The organism is Autumnicola tepida (genome assembly GCF_031846485.1).
In the GTDB taxonomy this organism is placed as follows: Bacteria; Bacteroidota; Bacteroidia; order Flavobacteriales; family Flavobacteriaceae; genus Autumnicola; species Autumnicola tepida.
In genome coordinates, this window is record NZ_JAVRHQ010000014.1 from 88,338 (window position 1) to 104,320 (window position 15,983).

The 15,983-nt window shown below is 40.6% G+C and carries 13 protein-coding genes; 6 read left to right on the forward strand and 7 right to left on the reverse strand.

All coding sequences use genetic code 11. The annotated features are described in order from the left end of the window. Positions 1-4: 4 nt before the first annotated feature. From RM553_RS12265 to RM553_RS12275, 3 genes are all read right to left on the reverse strand, one after another. On the reverse strand, positions 5-1,387 hold the full coding sequence (locus tag RM553_RS12265; protein WP_311535227.1) for an OmpA family protein: 1,383 nt from the start codon (positions 1,385-1,387) through the stop codon (positions 5-7). 176 nt (positions 1,388-1,563) lie between these two features. Further along, positions 1,564-2,757 carry a glycine C-acetyltransferase gene (kbl, locus tag RM553_RS12270; RefSeq protein WP_311535228.1) on the reverse strand — a complete coding sequence of 398 codons (1,194 nt, stop codon included), beginning with the start codon at positions 2,755-2,757 and terminating at the stop codon, positions 1,564-1,566. 32 nt (positions 2,758-2,789) lie between these two features. Next, entirely contained in the window at positions 2,790-5,915 is a 3,126-nt protein-coding gene (locus RM553_RS12275) for a UvrD-helicase domain-containing protein (protein WP_311535229.1), read from the reverse strand. A 179-nt stretch (positions 5,916-6,094) separates the two neighbouring features. Between RM553_RS12275 and RM553_RS12280 the strand changes: the two genes are divergently transcribed. Then, on the forward strand, positions 6,095-6,703 hold the full coding sequence (locus tag RM553_RS12280) for a superoxide dismutase (RefSeq protein ID WP_311535230.1): 609 nt from the start codon (positions 6,095-6,097) through the stop codon (positions 6,701-6,703). A gap of 805 nt (positions 6,704-7,508) precedes the next feature. Here the strand turns inward: RM553_RS12280 and RM553_RS12285 are convergent. The 4 genes from RM553_RS12285 to purN form a co-directional block, all read right to left on the reverse strand. Next, positions 7,509-9,407 carry an amidophosphoribosyltransferase gene (locus RM553_RS12285; RefSeq protein WP_311535231.1) on the reverse strand — a complete coding sequence of 633 codons (1,899 nt, stop codon included), beginning with the start codon at positions 9,405-9,407 and terminating at the stop codon, positions 7,509-7,511. A gap of 72 nt (positions 9,408-9,479) precedes the next feature. Continuing rightward, positions 9,480-10,403, reverse strand: coding sequence for a PfkB family carbohydrate kinase (locus RM553_RS12290; protein ID WP_311535232.1), 924 nt, complete (start codon positions 10,401-10,403; stop codon positions 9,480-9,482). 80 nt (positions 10,404-10,483) lie between these two features. Beyond that, the gene (rnhA, locus tag RM553_RS12295) at positions 10,484-10,951 is read right to left on the reverse strand and encodes a ribonuclease HI (protein WP_311535233.1); all 468 of its coding nucleotides are present in this window, start codon (positions 10,949-10,951) and stop codon (positions 10,484-10,486) included. Further along, positions 10,951-11,547: a phosphoribosylglycinamide formyltransferase gene (purN, locus tag RM553_RS12300; RefSeq protein WP_311535234.1), complete on the reverse strand. Its 597-nt coding sequence runs from the start codon at positions 11,545-11,547 to the stop codon at positions 10,951-10,953. The genes rnhA and purN overlap by 1 nt, the downstream gene beginning before the upstream one ends. A gap of 146 nt (positions 11,548-11,693) precedes the next feature. Between purN and RM553_RS12305 the strand changes: the two genes are divergently transcribed. The 5 genes from RM553_RS12305 (at position 11,694) to pyk (ending at position 15,975) form a co-directional block, all read left to right on the forward strand. Continuing rightward, the gene (locus RM553_RS12305) at positions 11,694-11,930 is read left to right on the forward strand and encodes an acyl carrier protein (RefSeq protein WP_013069791.1); all 237 of its coding nucleotides are present in this window, start codon (positions 11,694-11,696) and stop codon (positions 11,928-11,930) included. Between the two features lie 15 nt (positions 11,931-11,945). After that, positions 11,946-13,199, forward strand: coding sequence for a beta-ketoacyl-ACP synthase II (fabF, locus tag RM553_RS12310; RefSeq protein WP_311535235.1), 1,254 nt, complete (start codon positions 11,946-11,948; stop codon positions 13,197-13,199). 9 nt (positions 13,200-13,208) lie between these two features. Continuing rightward, complete coding sequence (gene rnc, locus RM553_RS12315; RefSeq protein WP_311535236.1) at positions 13,209-13,940, forward strand: ribonuclease III; 732 nt, start codon at positions 13,209-13,211, stop codon at positions 13,938-13,940. A gap of 116 nt (positions 13,941-14,056) precedes the next feature. Further along, positions 14,057-14,545 (forward strand): IPExxxVDY family protein, encoded by a 489-nt coding sequence (locus tag RM553_RS12320; protein WP_311535237.1) that lies wholly within the window; start codon positions 14,057-14,059, stop codon positions 14,543-14,545. After that, complete coding sequence (gene pyk, locus RM553_RS12325) at positions 14,545-15,975, forward strand: pyruvate kinase (RefSeq protein ID WP_311535239.1); 1,431 nt, start codon at positions 14,545-14,547, stop codon at positions 15,973-15,975. The genes RM553_RS12320 and pyk overlap by 1 nt, the downstream gene beginning before the upstream one ends. Positions 15,976-15,983 lie beyond the last annotated feature (8 nt).

Sequence of the window (15,983 nt, forward strand, 5' to 3'; positions counted from 1 at the left end):
GCAATTACTCTTCTAAAGTAATCTCTACACGTCTGTTTTCCTGTCTTCCTGCAGCAGTACTGTTTGTAGCTATAGGATTGTTTTCACCATAACCTTCAGCAGTCAGCCTGTTTTGAGGAATTCCTCTCTCTACAAGAGCCTCTCTTACAGATTCAGCTCTTTCTCTTGAGAGTTCCATATTATAGGAATCACTACCTACACTATCGGTGTGGCCTCCAATATGGAAGGTTGTATTTGGATATTCATTCATGATATCGGCAATAGAAGCTAAAGCGTCTTCAGACTCACTTCTTATGGTAGCTTTACCAAAATCAAATAGTATCGTATTTGAATATTCATTTAGTTCATTAACGATTTCAGCAGTTGGTTCAGGACATCCGTTGTTGGCCATTGTACCGGCAACTTCTGGACAGTCATCTTCATCGTCGATTACACCGTCACCATCGGTATCTTCTTCAGGACATCCATTATTATCGGCAGGACCTGCTTCGTTAGGACAGTCGTCTTCGTTATCGGCAACTCCGTCACCATCAGAATCAGGACATCCGTTCATTGAAGCCATACCGGCAACATCTGGACATTCATCTTCATTATCTGGCACGCCGTCACCATCAGAATCAGGACATCCGTTAAATTCAGCAAGGCCTGCTTCGTTTGGGCAATCATCCATACGGTCTTCTACACCATCTCCATCAGAATCCGGACATCCGTTAAATTCAGGAAGTCCTGCCTGTTCAGGGCATTCGTCATCTTTATCATAAATACCGTCACCATCAGTATCGGTACCTCCAAAGATGAATTTTATACCTGCAGCATGTTGAAAGTGAGAAGCACTTTCAGTTTCAAAAGAATGCTTGTAGTTAGACTCCACAGTTAAGGCGATGTTATCTGAAAACCAGAAATTAAGTCCAACTTTCCCATTAAGGGTTACCCCATCAAAGTTTTGAGGATCATCAGAATCCTGGTCTCCTATCCAGTTGTAGTCTCCACCCACACCAATTACAGGGTCAAACCACCCGTCGTTAAGTAGTGCTCTTAAACTATAATTTGCAGAAAGGCCTGCAGAATAATAGGAAAGTTGAGGAATAGATTCGGTACCAAAATTGTCTATTTGGTTAATAGATCCCGCGAACTCGGCAACAAAACCGGCGCCTATATAACGACCCACGGTAAGTCTTGAAACCGATGGAAGGATGTTCCAGTTTTCTGTTTCAAAATAATGATCAAAGTAGCCTCCCTGTCCCGGAGCGTCTTCGCCCGTTGGATAGAAGTCTACAGCATTGGTCTGAATACCTATAGCCCATGGGTTGTTTTCATCCTGAGCATTTACCGTGGTAATTCCCAGAAACAACATCGAAGCTAATAAGAACTTGCTAAAATGTTTCATATTCAATAGTTTAGTTTTAAGTGTTAACTGTAAACAAAAGTATGTGCTTCATGCGCATTAACAAAGAAAGAAATAATAAAGTTTTCTTAATAGATCCTTATATAACGGCGGTTTACACAAGGTTTTCGCAACAAAAAGAACTAATTTTTAGCAAGTTTATTAGCCTGTTTTTTATCCTAAATTATATTTAGTTCTTTACCTACTTCTATAAAAGCTTTTATCGCTTTGTCCAGGTGTTCTTTTTTGTGAGCTGCAGAGAGCTGCACCCTTATTCTCGCCTGTTCTTTAGGTACCACGGGATAAAAGAAGCCTATAACGTAAATACCTTTCTCAAGAAGCTTTTCTGCCATTAGCTGGGAAAGTTTGGCTTCATAGAGCATCACCGGAACAATAGCAGCATCTCCTTCTATAATGTCAAAACCTGCTTCCTTAATTCCGTTCCTGAAATATACTGTATTTTCCTTTAACTTTTTCCTAAGGGAATCATCCTTTTCCAGCATATCAAAAACCTTAATAGAGGCTCCTACTATAGCAGGGGCAAGGGAATTGGAGAAAAGGTAAGGCCTGGACCTTTGCCGCAGGAGTTCAATTATTTCCTTTTTTGCCGTGGTATAGCCACCCATAGCTCCTCCAAGGGCTTTACCCAGGGTGCCGGTAATTATATCTACTCTGCCCAATACCTCCTTTTCTTCCAAAGTGCCGATTCCCATATCTCCAATAAATCCGGTGGCATGGCAATCGTCAATCATTACGAGGGCATCGTATTTTTCGGCAAGGTCACAAATTTTATCCAGCGGCGCTACTAAGCCATCCATAGAGAAAACGCCGTCTGTAACTATAATTTTAAACCTAGCCCCGTTTTCATTGGCTGCTTTTAACTGTTGTTCCAAATCTTCCATATCGCTGTTTTGATAGCGATAGCGTGCAGCTTTACAAAGGCGCACCCCGTCAATAATAGAAGCGTGGTTTAGCGAATCTGAAATAATGGCATCTTCTTTGGTAAGCAGGGGTTCAAAAATTCCGCCGTTGGCATCAAAGGCTGCAGCGTAAAGAATAGTGTCTTCAGTCCCGTAAAAATCGGCGATTTTCTGTTCCAGTTCTTTATGAATATCCTGTGTCCCGCAGATAAAACGTACACTGGACATCCCAAATCCGTGGCTGTCCATAGTGTCTTTGGCTGCCTGGATTACTTCCGGGTGAGAAGAAAGCCCTAAGTAGTTATTGGCGCAAAAATTTATTACTTCCTGCCCGGTGGAGATTTTAATCACCGCGTCCTGGGGAGTGGTAATTATGCGCTCTTTCTTGTAAAGCCCGGCCTCCTTAATTTCTTCTATTTCCTTTTCTAAATATTCTTTAATTTTTCCGTACATATTGCTTCGTTTTTTACAAAATTACATTTCTTTTATACAAACATGGGCGAAACCTCTTCATTTATATAAACCAGGATTTTGCGCTCCACTTTAAAGCCCATTTCCTCCAGAACCTGTGCATAACCATTCAGCTGGTTTTTATGAGCTTCAATTGCCCCGCCGGTTTTATAGTCTATTATCACGCAATTTTTGTCACGCAGTACCATCCTGTCCGGCCTTAATTTTTTTCCTTCCGAAGTGAGTAAATCCCTTTCGTTATAATTTTGTGTTTCTGTGGTGAAATAGGAGGAAAGCTGAGGATGTTCGCAAATCTTTTTCAGCAGGGTTTTTATTTCCGGCGCATCACCTGTGGTAATCGATCCGTCTATCACCGCTTCTTTTACAGCGTTTTCTATATCTTCTGCGGAATTGATCTTTGCCAGGATCCCGTGCGCAATTTCCCCTTTTTCTATAGCGCCCTGTTGCTTGGTGTCCCATAAAGAACCTGATCTGGTGACAATATTCACCGCCTGGTTTTGAGTGGCTGAAGAATAAAAGTGCTGCTGGAAAAGAGTATCCGATTCCTGCTGCTGTGCCTGTTGTGCCTGCGGAAGCTGCCCGAAATCGTAATTTTTTTGATCATCCTTCCAAACTCCTTTGTTCCTTAAGAATTCAATTAATAAACCTGAAATTTTATTGGTTTTCGCAATCCCTTTCTTATCCAGGTCGTAATTGGAAAGAAGGTAAAGTTGTTTTGAAGCACGGGTGCAGGCAACGTAAAAAACATTGAGGGTGTCCAGTTCTTTTTGATGCAGCAGTTCCTCATATAACCTGCCGGATTTTGGATTCCAGTTAAGCATTTTTTTGGAGGCGCTAAGGTAACTTACCGGGATTTCACTAATGGGTTCCTCCATTTCCAGCCAAAGATTGTCTCTTTTAGTATCATTAAAATCTGAATTGGCAAAAGGATAGATCACTACGGGAAATTCCAGTCCCTTGGATTTATGAATGGTCATAATCTGCACCGCATTTTCGTCCTGCGGCACCACGATGCTCAGCCGGTCTTTTTCCCGCTGCCATATTTCCAGAAATTCTGAAAGTCCCATTCCTGCTTTTTGGCTGTTTTCGTAGATAAAATCCAGGAAAAACTGCAGGTAAGCATCAGAATCTTCTATAAGTTGAAAACACCTGATAGTATATTCTGCCGCCTCATAAATAGAAAGTTTTAGCAGCTCATTTAAGCTGAAACCTATTTCCTTCTCCTTCAGCCACCGGAAAAAATCTTCGCCATCCTGATTAATATTTTCGCTTATAACCTTATGCGGATCTTCAAATTTCAACTCTTCCTGCAGATAATCGAAAATTGACAATTTCAGCAAATCATCTTCAGGGCTAAGGGAAAAGGCCAAAAGATCTGCAATAAAATTCACTTTAGGTGAATTTGAAATCAGCAGGGTTTCCGAAGAAACCACCGCGATGCCATTTTCGCTTAGATGATTGGCGATTGCGATACCTTCTTTTTTCTTCCTGGTAAGGATGCAGATATCTCCTTTTTTATAGTTTTTACTTTCAAGATTTTTAATGATTTCCAGGACCTTTTCAGGATATAATTCAAATTCCTCTTCCCGGTTTTCTGCTTCCAGAAAAGAAATGTTTACATATCCTCCTTTTTTTGCAGTGGGTTTCTGAAGACTTTTTTCAAATAGGCGCCGGTAATCGGGATGGGTAAGATAACCTGCAGCAAAACCGAAAAAGTCATTGTTAAACTCAACAATTTCTTCAGCGCTACGGTAGTTTGCAGGGAGATCGATCACGTTTTTAGGAGTGGAAAAAGGATTGGTGTTATTGCTCAGGTCAATAAACTGTTCAGCTTTTCCTCCGCGCCAACGATAGATGGACTGCTTGGCATCTCCCACCAGCATAAGGCCTGCAGGAGATTCTTCATCCATTCCGGCAAGGCTTGCATCTATCAGCGGGATCAGGTTTTCCCACTGCATTTGGGAAGTATCCTGGAATTCATCAATAAAATAATTGTTATAGCGCTCGCCAAGGCGTTCATAAATAAAGGGAGCAGGCTGGTCTTTAACCTGCGCGCTAATTTGCGGGTTGAATTCTGAAATAAGCACCAGGTTACGGTCTTTTTTTATAGCTTCAATTTCCTGGTTTATCGCGTTTAGCAAAGAAAGCTGTACAAGGCGTTTCCTCACTTCCTGTAGAAATTCAACCTTAAAATAGTTCTCTTTGGAAGCCTGGAACAATTTTACAATTTCTGGCTGCAGCTGGTCCAGAACCGCTTTTTTTTCTGCGGAAAGGGCCTTGGAATACAGGTTGTCTTCAGCGATACTTTTTGCCCATTGAGTATCAAAATTTACGTTTTCGGCGTTTTGAAGTTTTCTGAAATGTTTTGGAACAGAACCACGGGTAAATTCTTTTTCTTCAATGTTATTCGCCTGAATAAGCTTAAAAAAAGAGTCCGCAGCTTCGCGTATTTCATCTTGTGCAAATGCAATAACATCTTTTAACTTCCTGTCAAAATTTTGAAAGTCATCAAGGTCCTTTCCCCGTAACTGCTGGAGTGCGCTATGGTTGTTTTCATTAATCAGCAGGCGGGAAATTTCAAAAAGGTCCCGTGTGATATCCCAGCTTTTATCGTCATCAGCTTTATTTAGGGTAAAATCCAGGAGGATATTGGTTAGCATTTTGTCACTTCCCGCTTTGTTCACCAGGCTTTCCACAGCCTCCAAAAGGATATCTTCCTGGCTAAGTTCCACTTCAAAATTTACGGGAAGGCCAAGATCTTTGGCAAAAGTGCGTAATACGCGATGCGTAAAACCATCTATGGTGGATACTTCAAAAGCGGCATAATTATGAATAATCGCCCGGAGGATATTGCCCGCTTTTTCCCTGATTTCGGTTTTATTTAATTTGCACTCACTGCAAACTGCTTCAAAAAGCCCCTGGAATTTCTCCGGGATTTCTTCGGAAGAAAAGGCATAAAGGCTGTCGATTATGCGGCTTTTCATTTCATCTACTGCCTTATTAGTGAAAGTAATGGCAAGAATATTACGATATTCTTCCTTTTTGTCCGACTCAAAAAGTAACAGAAGGTACTCTTTAACCAAGGTAAATGTTTTTCCAGAGCCGGCAGAGGCGTTATAAATTGTAAAGGAATTCTTCAATCCGAACGGTTTTTGGAATTGGTTTTTGGTAAAAGCAGGTAAAATAAGTATAAAATAAAATTGATTCCCGAAAAGCGAGGCCTTTTAAGGATTTTATAACACTAAAATATTTCCTGAAAGTGCCTTAATACCTAACTTTGAGGGAAGAATATAATACTAATCACTAAAATAATATTATTATGCCATTTGAGTTACCGAAATTAAATTATGCGTTTGACGCACTGGAGCCACATATAGATGCAAAAACTATGGAAATTCATCATGATAAACACCATGGCGGATATACCAAAAAACTGAACGCAGCCATTGAAGGCTCTGATCTAGAAGGGAAAACTATAGAAAACATACTTAAAAACCTTGACCTTTCTAACAAAGCCGTTAGAAATAATGGTGGAGGATATTATAATCATACATTATTCTGGGAGATCATGTCGCCTGATGGTGGTGGAAAGCCTGAAGGGGAATTAGCAAAAGCAATCGATAATAAATTTGGTTCTTTTGAGGCTTTTAAAGAAGAATTCGCCAAAGCGGCGGCAGGACAATTTGGATCAGGCTGGGCCTGGTTATGCGTGCATGAAGGTGGAAAACTGGAGATATGCTCTACCGCAAACCAGGATAATCCAATAATGCCGGAAATTGGATGCGGCGGAACCCCAATCCTGGGACTGGACGTATGGGAACATGCCTATTACCTGAATTATCAAAACAAAAGGCCGGAATACATTGACGCATTTTTTAATGTGATCGATTGGAAAGAAGTAGCCAGCCGTTATGCTAAGGAGAAATAGTTATTATTAATTGTTAGAGTTGTAAAAGGCTGCTTTCCGCAAAAGGAAGGCAGCCTTTTTATCTTCCCGTATTTTAAGAATGTCTTCCTCTACTTCTTCATTTTTTTAAAATATCTTCCTGAAATAGCCTGACGGGTTCAATTAGTAGCTGTACAACGGAAAGAATTAATAAGATAGTAAGTAAACTTGTCCTATCAAGAAAACTTAAATTCTTTCTTATGCTTTTCAATGAGCTGGAATTAGTCCATAAAAAAGGCGGATAAGATATCCACCTTTTTTTTGCCCCAAATCTACCATGAACTTAACCTATTTATGCTATGGTATTGCTAAAGTAAAGAGAATGCAATAATAAAATATACATTTTAGATGAAGAGCATGGTTATTAGTTAAACCGCTGTTATGTAATTAATTATAGTTAAAAACTGAAGGAAAAAGCTACCAGAATCTCACAAATAAAAAAAGGCGGATCAGATCCACCTTTTTTTGCCCCAAATCTACCATGAACTTAACCTACTTATGTTTATGGTACTGCTAATATAAGCTGAATGTTCCGAACACTTGAATTTTTTAGATGAACCGCCGTAATATTAGTTAAAGTGTAAAGCTCTTAAAAAAGCGGGCTTAGCTATTCATAGGCTTAAGAAGAAAAAATAAAAAAAGGCGGATAAGATATCCACCTTTTTTTGCCCCAAATCTACCATGAACTTAACCTACTTATGTTTATGGTGAGACCAAAGTAGACAAGAAAAAACAGCCAGGCAACTAAATTAGATTAACAGCTAATAAACTAGTTGAAGTGCAAGTTCTAATAAGCTCTTCCTTTAGTTCCCTCATAAAAATTGATAAATGCACGGTTAACCACCCTGTTACCACCGGGTGTTGGATAATCTCCTGTAAAGTACCAATCCCCCAGATTTTTTGGGCAGGCCTTGTGTAAATTGTCCACCGTTTGATAGATTACTTTTACTTTGGCCTTTACCGTGGGTTCGCTTATAAGTTCTGCAATTTTATCAGATAACCGGGTGTTTGTAAAAGGTTCATAGACTTCTTTCACAAAATTCTGAACCTCGGTATCTTCAAGGTCTACCTGCTCTTTGCACTTTTCGTATACCTCTTTTATAACTCCATAGGAATTATTCTCTTTATGCAGCTCAAGCGCCGCCCTAAAGGCCACCAGGTCTTCCAGTCTGGCCATGTCTATTCCGTAGCAATCTGGATACCTTATTTGCGGCGCTGAAGAAACCACTACAATCTGTTTTGGATTTAGGCGGTCCAGCATTTTCACAATACTTTTCTTAAGGGTGGTGCCCCTTACAATACTGTCGTCTATAATTACCAGGTTGTCATCTGGCCTTACCACTCCATAAGTAACATCATACACGTGGGCTACAAGATCATCACGGCTGCTGTCTTCGGTAATAAAGGTGCGCAGCTTCACATCTTTTATGGCTATTTTTTCGGTTCTAAGGCGATGGGAAAGGATTTCCTGAAGCCTGGCATCGGTAAGCGATTCCTTTTCGGCCAGAATAGCTTCATTTTTCTGTTTGCTGAGTTCGTCCTGGGCTGCTTCCACCATTCCGTAGAAAGAAGTTTCTGCGGTATTGGGAATAAAGGAAAAAACCGTATTCTGGGTATCGTGGTCTATAGATTTCAGAACATCAGGCATTAAAAGTTTGCCCAGCATCTTTCGTTCCTTATATATTTCGGCGTCACTACCACGGGAGAAATAAATTCGCTCAAAAGAACAGGCCTTTCTTTCCAAAGGTTCAACAATTTTATCAATAGAAACCTTTCCGTTCTTTTTGGTGATAATAGCATGTCCAGGCGCAAGCTCCTGCACCTCTTCAAATTTTACATTGAAAACTGTCTGGATTACCGGCCGTTCTGAAGCTACCACCACCACTTCATCATCTTTATAATAGTAGGCGGGGCGTATACCGGCGGGATCCCTTAGCACAAAGGAATCTCCGTGGCCCATAAGTCCTGCCATGGCGTAACCGCCATCCCAGTTTTTAGAAGATTTTTTAAGGATTTTTGCCACATTAAGCTGCTCGGCAATATGTGGTGAAGCCTGTTGCTTGTTATAGCCTTCCTTCTTTAGCTTCTTGTAGAGTTTGCGCACTTCAGAATCTAAAAAGTGCCCGATTTTCTCCATTACGGTAACCGTATCGGCCTTTTCCTTAGGGTGTTGTCCAAGTTCAACAAGATTATTGAAAAGCTTGTTGACATTGGTCATATTAAAGTTTCCGGCAACGATAAGGTTCCGGTGCATCCAGTTATTCTGCCTAAGAAAAGGGTGAACGCTCTCTATGCTGTTTTTGCCAAATGTGCCGTAACGTACGTGGCCAAGAAAAACTTCTCCCAGGTACGGGATATATTTTTTCTGAAGGGCTACGCTATCGGCATACTCCGGATTTTCCTTTATCTCGTCGTTTATCCTCTGGTTAATCTGCTCAAAAATATCCTGGATAGGCTGCGCCTGGTTAGACCTTACCCTGCTTATGTACCTTTCCCCGGGAGCGGTATTCAGCTTAATACTTGCAAAACCGGCTCCATCCTGTCCCCTGTTGTGCTGTTTTTCCATCATCAGGTACATTTTATTAACTCCATAAAATGCACTGCCGTATTTTTCTTTATAATACTCCAATGGTTTCAAAAGGCGTATGTGCGCAATTCCACATTCGTGTTTTAGGGCATCACTCATATATGTATAATTACCGTATTAATGGTTTTGGATTGGTCACAAAAAAAGCCCTGAAATTACAGGGCAAAAATTTTAAGTCAATTCTATTTCAAACTGAGTAAGTTTCCTGAATTCCCTAAGCCGGGAATGCACTTCTTCCTTTGAAAGTTCCTGCATTCGTTCGGTGCCAAATTTCTCCACACAAAACGAAGCCAGGTTGGAACCGTAAATAATGGCATTCTTCATATTCTCAAAAGAAATATCTTCTGTTTTTGCAAGATATCCGCTAAAACCACCGGCAAAAGTGTCTCCTGCTCCAGTAGGATCAAAAACTTCTTCCAGCGGCAGGGCAGGGGCAAAGAAGATTTCTTCTTCATGGAATAATAGGGCTCCATGCTCTCCTTTTTTAATCACTACATATTTTGGCCCCATTTCTTCGATTTTCCTGGCGGCTTTTACCAAAGAATATTCCCCGGAAAGCTGTCTTGCCTCTTCATCATTTATGGTAATAACATCTACCTTGGAAATTACCTTTTTAAGATCTTCCAGGGCGTTATCCATCCAGAAGTTCATGGTGTCCAGTACCACCAGTTTTGGATTTTCAACCTGTTCCAGCACGCTGAGCTGCACCAGTGGGTGAAGGTTGCCCAGCATTACAAATTCGGCATCTTTAAAGGATTGTGGCACCACCGGCTGGAAATCGGCAAGCACATTTAATTGTGTTTCAAGGGTGTCCCTGGAATTAAGGTCGTTATGATAGCGGCCGCTCCAAAAGAAGGTTTTTCCACCTTCTACCAGTTCTATACCTTCAATATTAATGTTGTTATTTTGGAAAAGATCAAGATATTCCTGCGGAAAATCATCTCCTATAATAGAAACAATGGCGCTGTTGGTATCAAAATGTGAAGCAGAAAGCCCAATGTAGGTGGCGGCGCCGCCAAGGATCTTATCGGTTTTTCCAAAAGGGGTTTCAATAGCATCAAAGGCAACAGTGCCTACAATCAATAATTTACTCATAACGGGATTTAAAATACGCTGCAAATATACAGTTTGTTTTTCAAGGGATAAACCAAAACCTGAAATTGGCAATTTTTGGATTATATTTCCTGAAAACCTTCGTCTATCAACAACTTCTTTTCTTTGGAAGCAGCTACGGCCAGTGCATCGCAGCGTTCATTTTGAGGATGGTTGTTGTGGCCTTTTATCCATTGGAACCTCACCTTATGCTTGCGGAATTCTTTTAAAAATTCTTTCCACAGATCTGCATTTTTTCGGTCTTTAAAGCCCTTTTTCTCCCAACCCAGTACCCATTTTTTTTCTACGGAATCCACCACGTACTTAGAATCGGTAAAGATGAGCACTTCCAGCCCGGGCATTTTTAGTTTTTTAAGGGCTTCAATTACCGCCCTTAATTCCATCCTGTTATTGGTGGTATGCTTATAACCTTTGGAAAATTCTTTGCGGTAAGGTTTTCCCACCCATTCCATTACGATGCCGTAACCACCAGGGCCGGGGTTTCCCCTTGCGGCACCATCAGTATAAATATGAACCTGTGGTTGCTGCACTATTTTTCTTTTTCCAGGAGTTCTTCAATCACTTTAGGAAAGTGGCTGTATTCCAGGGAATGGATTTTTTGCGCAAGACTTTCAGGAGTATCCGTAGGTTCTACGTTTACAGTGGTTTGAAAAAGGATTTTTCCTTCGTCATATTTTTCATTTACATAATGAATGGTAATGCCACTTTCTTTTTCCCTATTTTCAATAATTGCCTGGTGTACCTTTTCGCCATACATTCCTTTTCCACCGTAGCGTGGTAAAAGGGCGGGATGAATATTGATAATCTTGTCAGGAAACTTCTGAATAATATTTTCAGGCACCACCCAAAGAAAACCAGCTAGCACTATTAAATCGGGGTTAATATCTTTTAATACATAAAGCACATCATTGGAATAGTAGAAGGAATCACGGTCAAAATGCAGTGCTTTCACATTAAGATCGTGCGCCTTTTTCAAAACCCCGGCAGCTTTTCGGTTAGAAAACACAGCTACCACGCGGGTTGAGGGAGAATCCTGGAAATATTTGATTATATTTTCAGTATTCGTTCCGGTGCCGGATGCGAAGATCACGATCTTTTTTTGCTTCTTATGTAGCGGAGTCCTCAAAATGAGTTTATTAACAATTATTAGGATGTAAAATTAACCGGTTTCGGTGATTTTACGTAAATTACATTCACATTTTTAAAGTAAAAATCGGTTTTAAAATAAAGTTTTTTATTTTTGCCACCTAATCAAAATTAAAACAAAATATTATGTCAGACATTGCATCAAGAGTAAAAGCGATAATCGTGGACAAATTAGGTGTTGACGAGAACGAAGTTGTAAACGAAGCCAGCTTCACCAACGACTTGGGTGCTGATTCATTAGATACAGTGGAATTGATCATGGAATTTGAAAAAGAATTTGATATTCAGATCCCAGATGACCAGGCAGAAAATATTGCAACTGTTGGTCAGGCAATTTCTTATATTGAAGACGCGAAAAAATAAAAAGCAAAAAACCATATGGAGTTAAAGCGAGTTGTAGTAACGGGATTGGGAGCACTAACCCCCGTTGGTAACAATATTGAAGAATATTGGAATGGATTGGTGAACGGAAAAAGTGGTAGTGCGCCTATCACTTACTTCGATACCGATAAATTCAAAACCAAATTCGCTTGTGAACTCAAAAATTTCAATCCTTTAGATTACTTCGATCGTAAGGAAGTAAGAAGACTCGACAGATTTGCCCAATATGCGATAGTAGCTTCAGATGAAGCCATAAAAGATTCAGGACTGGATCTTAACGTTGTAGATAAGTATCGCGTGGGTGTAATTTGGGGAGCCGGAATTGGTGGCCTGGAAACCTTTCAGGATGAGGTTATCAATTTTGCTGAAGGGGATGGTAGTCCTAGATTTAATCCATTTTTTATTCCTAAGATGATTGCAGATATTGCCCCTGGCAATATCTCTATTCGTCACGGGTTTATGGGAGCTAACTATACCACGGTTTCTGCCTGTGCGTCTTCTGCAAATGCAATGATAGACGCGCTTAACAACATCAGGCTTGGATACAGCGATATTATTGTATCCGGAGGCTCTGAGGCCGCAGTAACCATTGCGGGTATGGGAGGTTTTAATGCCATGCATGCGCTCTCCACCAGAAATGAAAGCCCCGAAACCGCATCAAGGCCTTTTGATGCCCAAAGGGATGGTTTTGTTCTAGGTGAAGGTGCCGGCGCGCTCATACTTGAAGAGTATGAACACGCAAAAGCGAGAGGTGCAAAAATCTATGCTGAAGTTTTAGGCGGAGGCTTGTCTTCAGACGCTTACCACATGACGGCGCCGCATCCTGAGGGAGACGGGGTTGTTGCCGTGATGGAGAACTGTTTAAGGAATGCGGGGATGAACCCCGAAGATGTTGATGCGATAAATACTCACGGGACCTCAACTCCACTGGGAGATGTGGCGGAATTGAAGGCTATAAGTAAAGTTTTTGGTGAGCACGCAAAAAATATCAATATCAATTCAACCAAATCAATGACCGGGCATTTGTTGGGAGCTGCCGGTGCCATAGAAGCCATTTCGGCTATTCTTTCTATGAAGCATAGTATTGTGCCTCCTACAATAAACCATGAAAATCCGGATGAGAATATTGATCCTGAATTGAATCTAACCCTAAACAAAGCTCAGGAACGTGAGGTAAACGTTGTGATGAGCAACACATTTGGTTTTGGCGGGCACAACGCCTGCGTTTTATTTAAAAAATTCCAGGAATAAGCTTTTAAAATGAGTGTTATTCACAACATATTAAATTCCCGCTCTTCCAAAGGCGGGAATTTTTTTGCTGATATGCACAAGATTCTTGGTTTCCGCCCAAAGAATATTTCCCATTACAAAAAAGCATTTACCCACCGTTCCCTGAATATTAAAGATGAAGAAGGAAATGCGGTTAACTATGAGCGCATGGAGTTTCTTGGAGATGCCATGTTAAGCGCGGTTATCGCCTCTCATCTTTTTAGGGCTGTGCCTGGGGGAAACGAAGGTTATCTCACCAAAATGCGGTCTAAGGTAGTAAGCCGTAAACATTTGAACGAGTTGGGAAAAGACCTTAAACTCATTTCCTTCGTGCAGACCAATATTCCAAAGGACCAGTTTGGAGTCAATATTCATGGAAATTTATTCGAATCTTTGGTTGGGGCCATTTATCTTGACCGTGGCTATAAGTATTGCCGCAGGTTTATTTTTGAAAGGGTTATAGAGCCTTATGTAGATATAGAACAACTGGAAGGCAAGGTAATTAGTTACAAAAGCCTTTTAATTGAATGGTGCCAGAAGCAAAAAAAGGAATTTGATTATGAGGTTTATGAGGACACCGGTAATGATGAACTTAAACATTTTGCAGTAAAACTTCGTATTGAAGACCGGGTGGTCGCGAAGGCAAGGGCAACTTCAAAAAAGAAGGCTGAAGAGAAAGCTTCCAAGCGGGCATATTACGCACTTCAAAATAAAATTAAATAATATTGCGAATTTAATGGAAACTATAACGTTTTCGTAGAAAAATAGCAAAATTATAAGTTGTTCTCGCTTCTTTTTAGCATTCTTATTTTATCTTTAACCCTAAAGTATTTAAGGTTATGCAGGCGCATAAAATGTTGTTGGATGAAGTAGAAGAAGACAGCTTTAAATTGGTGGCCATTTACTGTTCCGTTGAGGAATTTAGGATGGCTTATTTGTTAAACAGACATTTACATCTGCAGCTAAAAAGATCAAGGCGCGACGTAGACTTTAATTATAAAGCTGTCCAGGCCATGTATGCTTTGTATACTTCAAAGGATCCCAAGACACATTGTACATACCACCTCGTCTGCAATAAGTATAAGGGCCAGGCAAAAAAGGTGCTCAGTTCAGGTTCACTTTTTTATGAAGAGGAAGTGAGGCCACTGGAGATGCAGCTCATTCCAGAATTCAAGAAGGTGGATTATTTCCTGAAAATTGGCGAACATGTACAGGATCAAAACTTTACAAAACTTGTGAATATTATTAATAATATTCCGCAGGTATTGGCCGCGTATAACATAGACGTGGAGAATCTAAAATCTAAGGAAAATTTAATTTTTGAATAATGCCAACAAATAAAAAGACGAAAATTGTAGCGACCCTTGGTCCTGCTACAAGTACTAAAGAAGTTTTATACGACATGCTCCAGGCCGGGGTTAACGTCTTCAGGGTTAATTTTTCGCATGCTGACTATAATGATGTGAGGGAGCGGATAGAAATGATCCGCAGCTTAAATAAAGAACATAACTTTAATGCCGCCATTCTTGGTGACCTTCAGGGGCCTAAGTTAAGGGTTGGCACCATGAAAGATCAGGTGGTCGTGGCAAAAGGAGATGAAATTGTCTTCGCCACAGGAGAAGAATTCGAGGGAACTGCTGAAAGGGTATATATGAACTACGATACCTTTCCACAGGATGTAAATCCCGGGGAGCGTATTCTTCTGGATGACGGGAAACTGATTTTTGAAGTGGTGAGTACCAACAGGGAAAATGAAGTTAAAACAAAAGTAATCCAGGGCGGGCCTTTAAAATCTAAAAAAGGCGTAAACCTTCCAAACACTAAAATCTCTCTTCCGGCTTTAACTGAAAAGGATGTGAAAGATGCGATTTTCGCCTGCGAAATGGAAGTAGACTGGATGGCACTTTCTTTTGTGCGCCATGCGGAAGACCTTATTGAACTTCAGAATTTAATTAAGGAACATAGCGAACATAAAATTCCTATTGTAGCTAAAATTGAAAAACCTGAAGGGGTCCAGAATATCGAAAAAATCGTTGCTTATTGTGACGGATTAATGGTTGCCCGTGGTGACCTTGGGGTGGAAATTCCTGCGCAGGAAGTGCCGCTAATTCAGAAGAAACTGGTTTTGGTTGCGAAAAAAGCCCGTATCCCGGTAATAATCGCCACTCAAATGATGGAAACAATGATTTCCAGCCTTACGCCAACAAGGGCAGAGGTTAATGACGTAGCGAACTCTGTTATGGATGGCGCAGATGCCGTGATGCTCAGTGGAGAAACATCTGTAGGGCAATATCCGGTTCAGGTAATAGAGAAAATGTGCCAGATTCTTGAAAGCGTTGAAAATTCACCATTAATCAAGGTGCCGCACGACCCACCGCATGTACGTACTAAACGATATATTACCAAATCTGTTTGTTATCATGCCGCTCATATGGCAAACGAAATAAAGGCCAAAGCAATCTGTACCCTTACCAATAGTGGTTATACCGCTTTCCAGATTTCTGCATGGAGGCCGGAATCCCATATTTTGGTTTTTACATCAAATGACAGGATTCTTTCCCAGTTGAGTCTTTTATGGGGAGTAAAGGCTTTTCATTACGACAAATTCAGCAGTACAGATGAAACTATTGAAGATATAAATGTAATGGCAAAAGAAAGTGGTTTTGTACAACCTGGAGATTTTACCATTAACCTGGCAGCAATGCCAATTTCAGATAAAGGAATGGTGAATACCCTCAGGGTTTCTGAGATTGAATAATTCTTGAT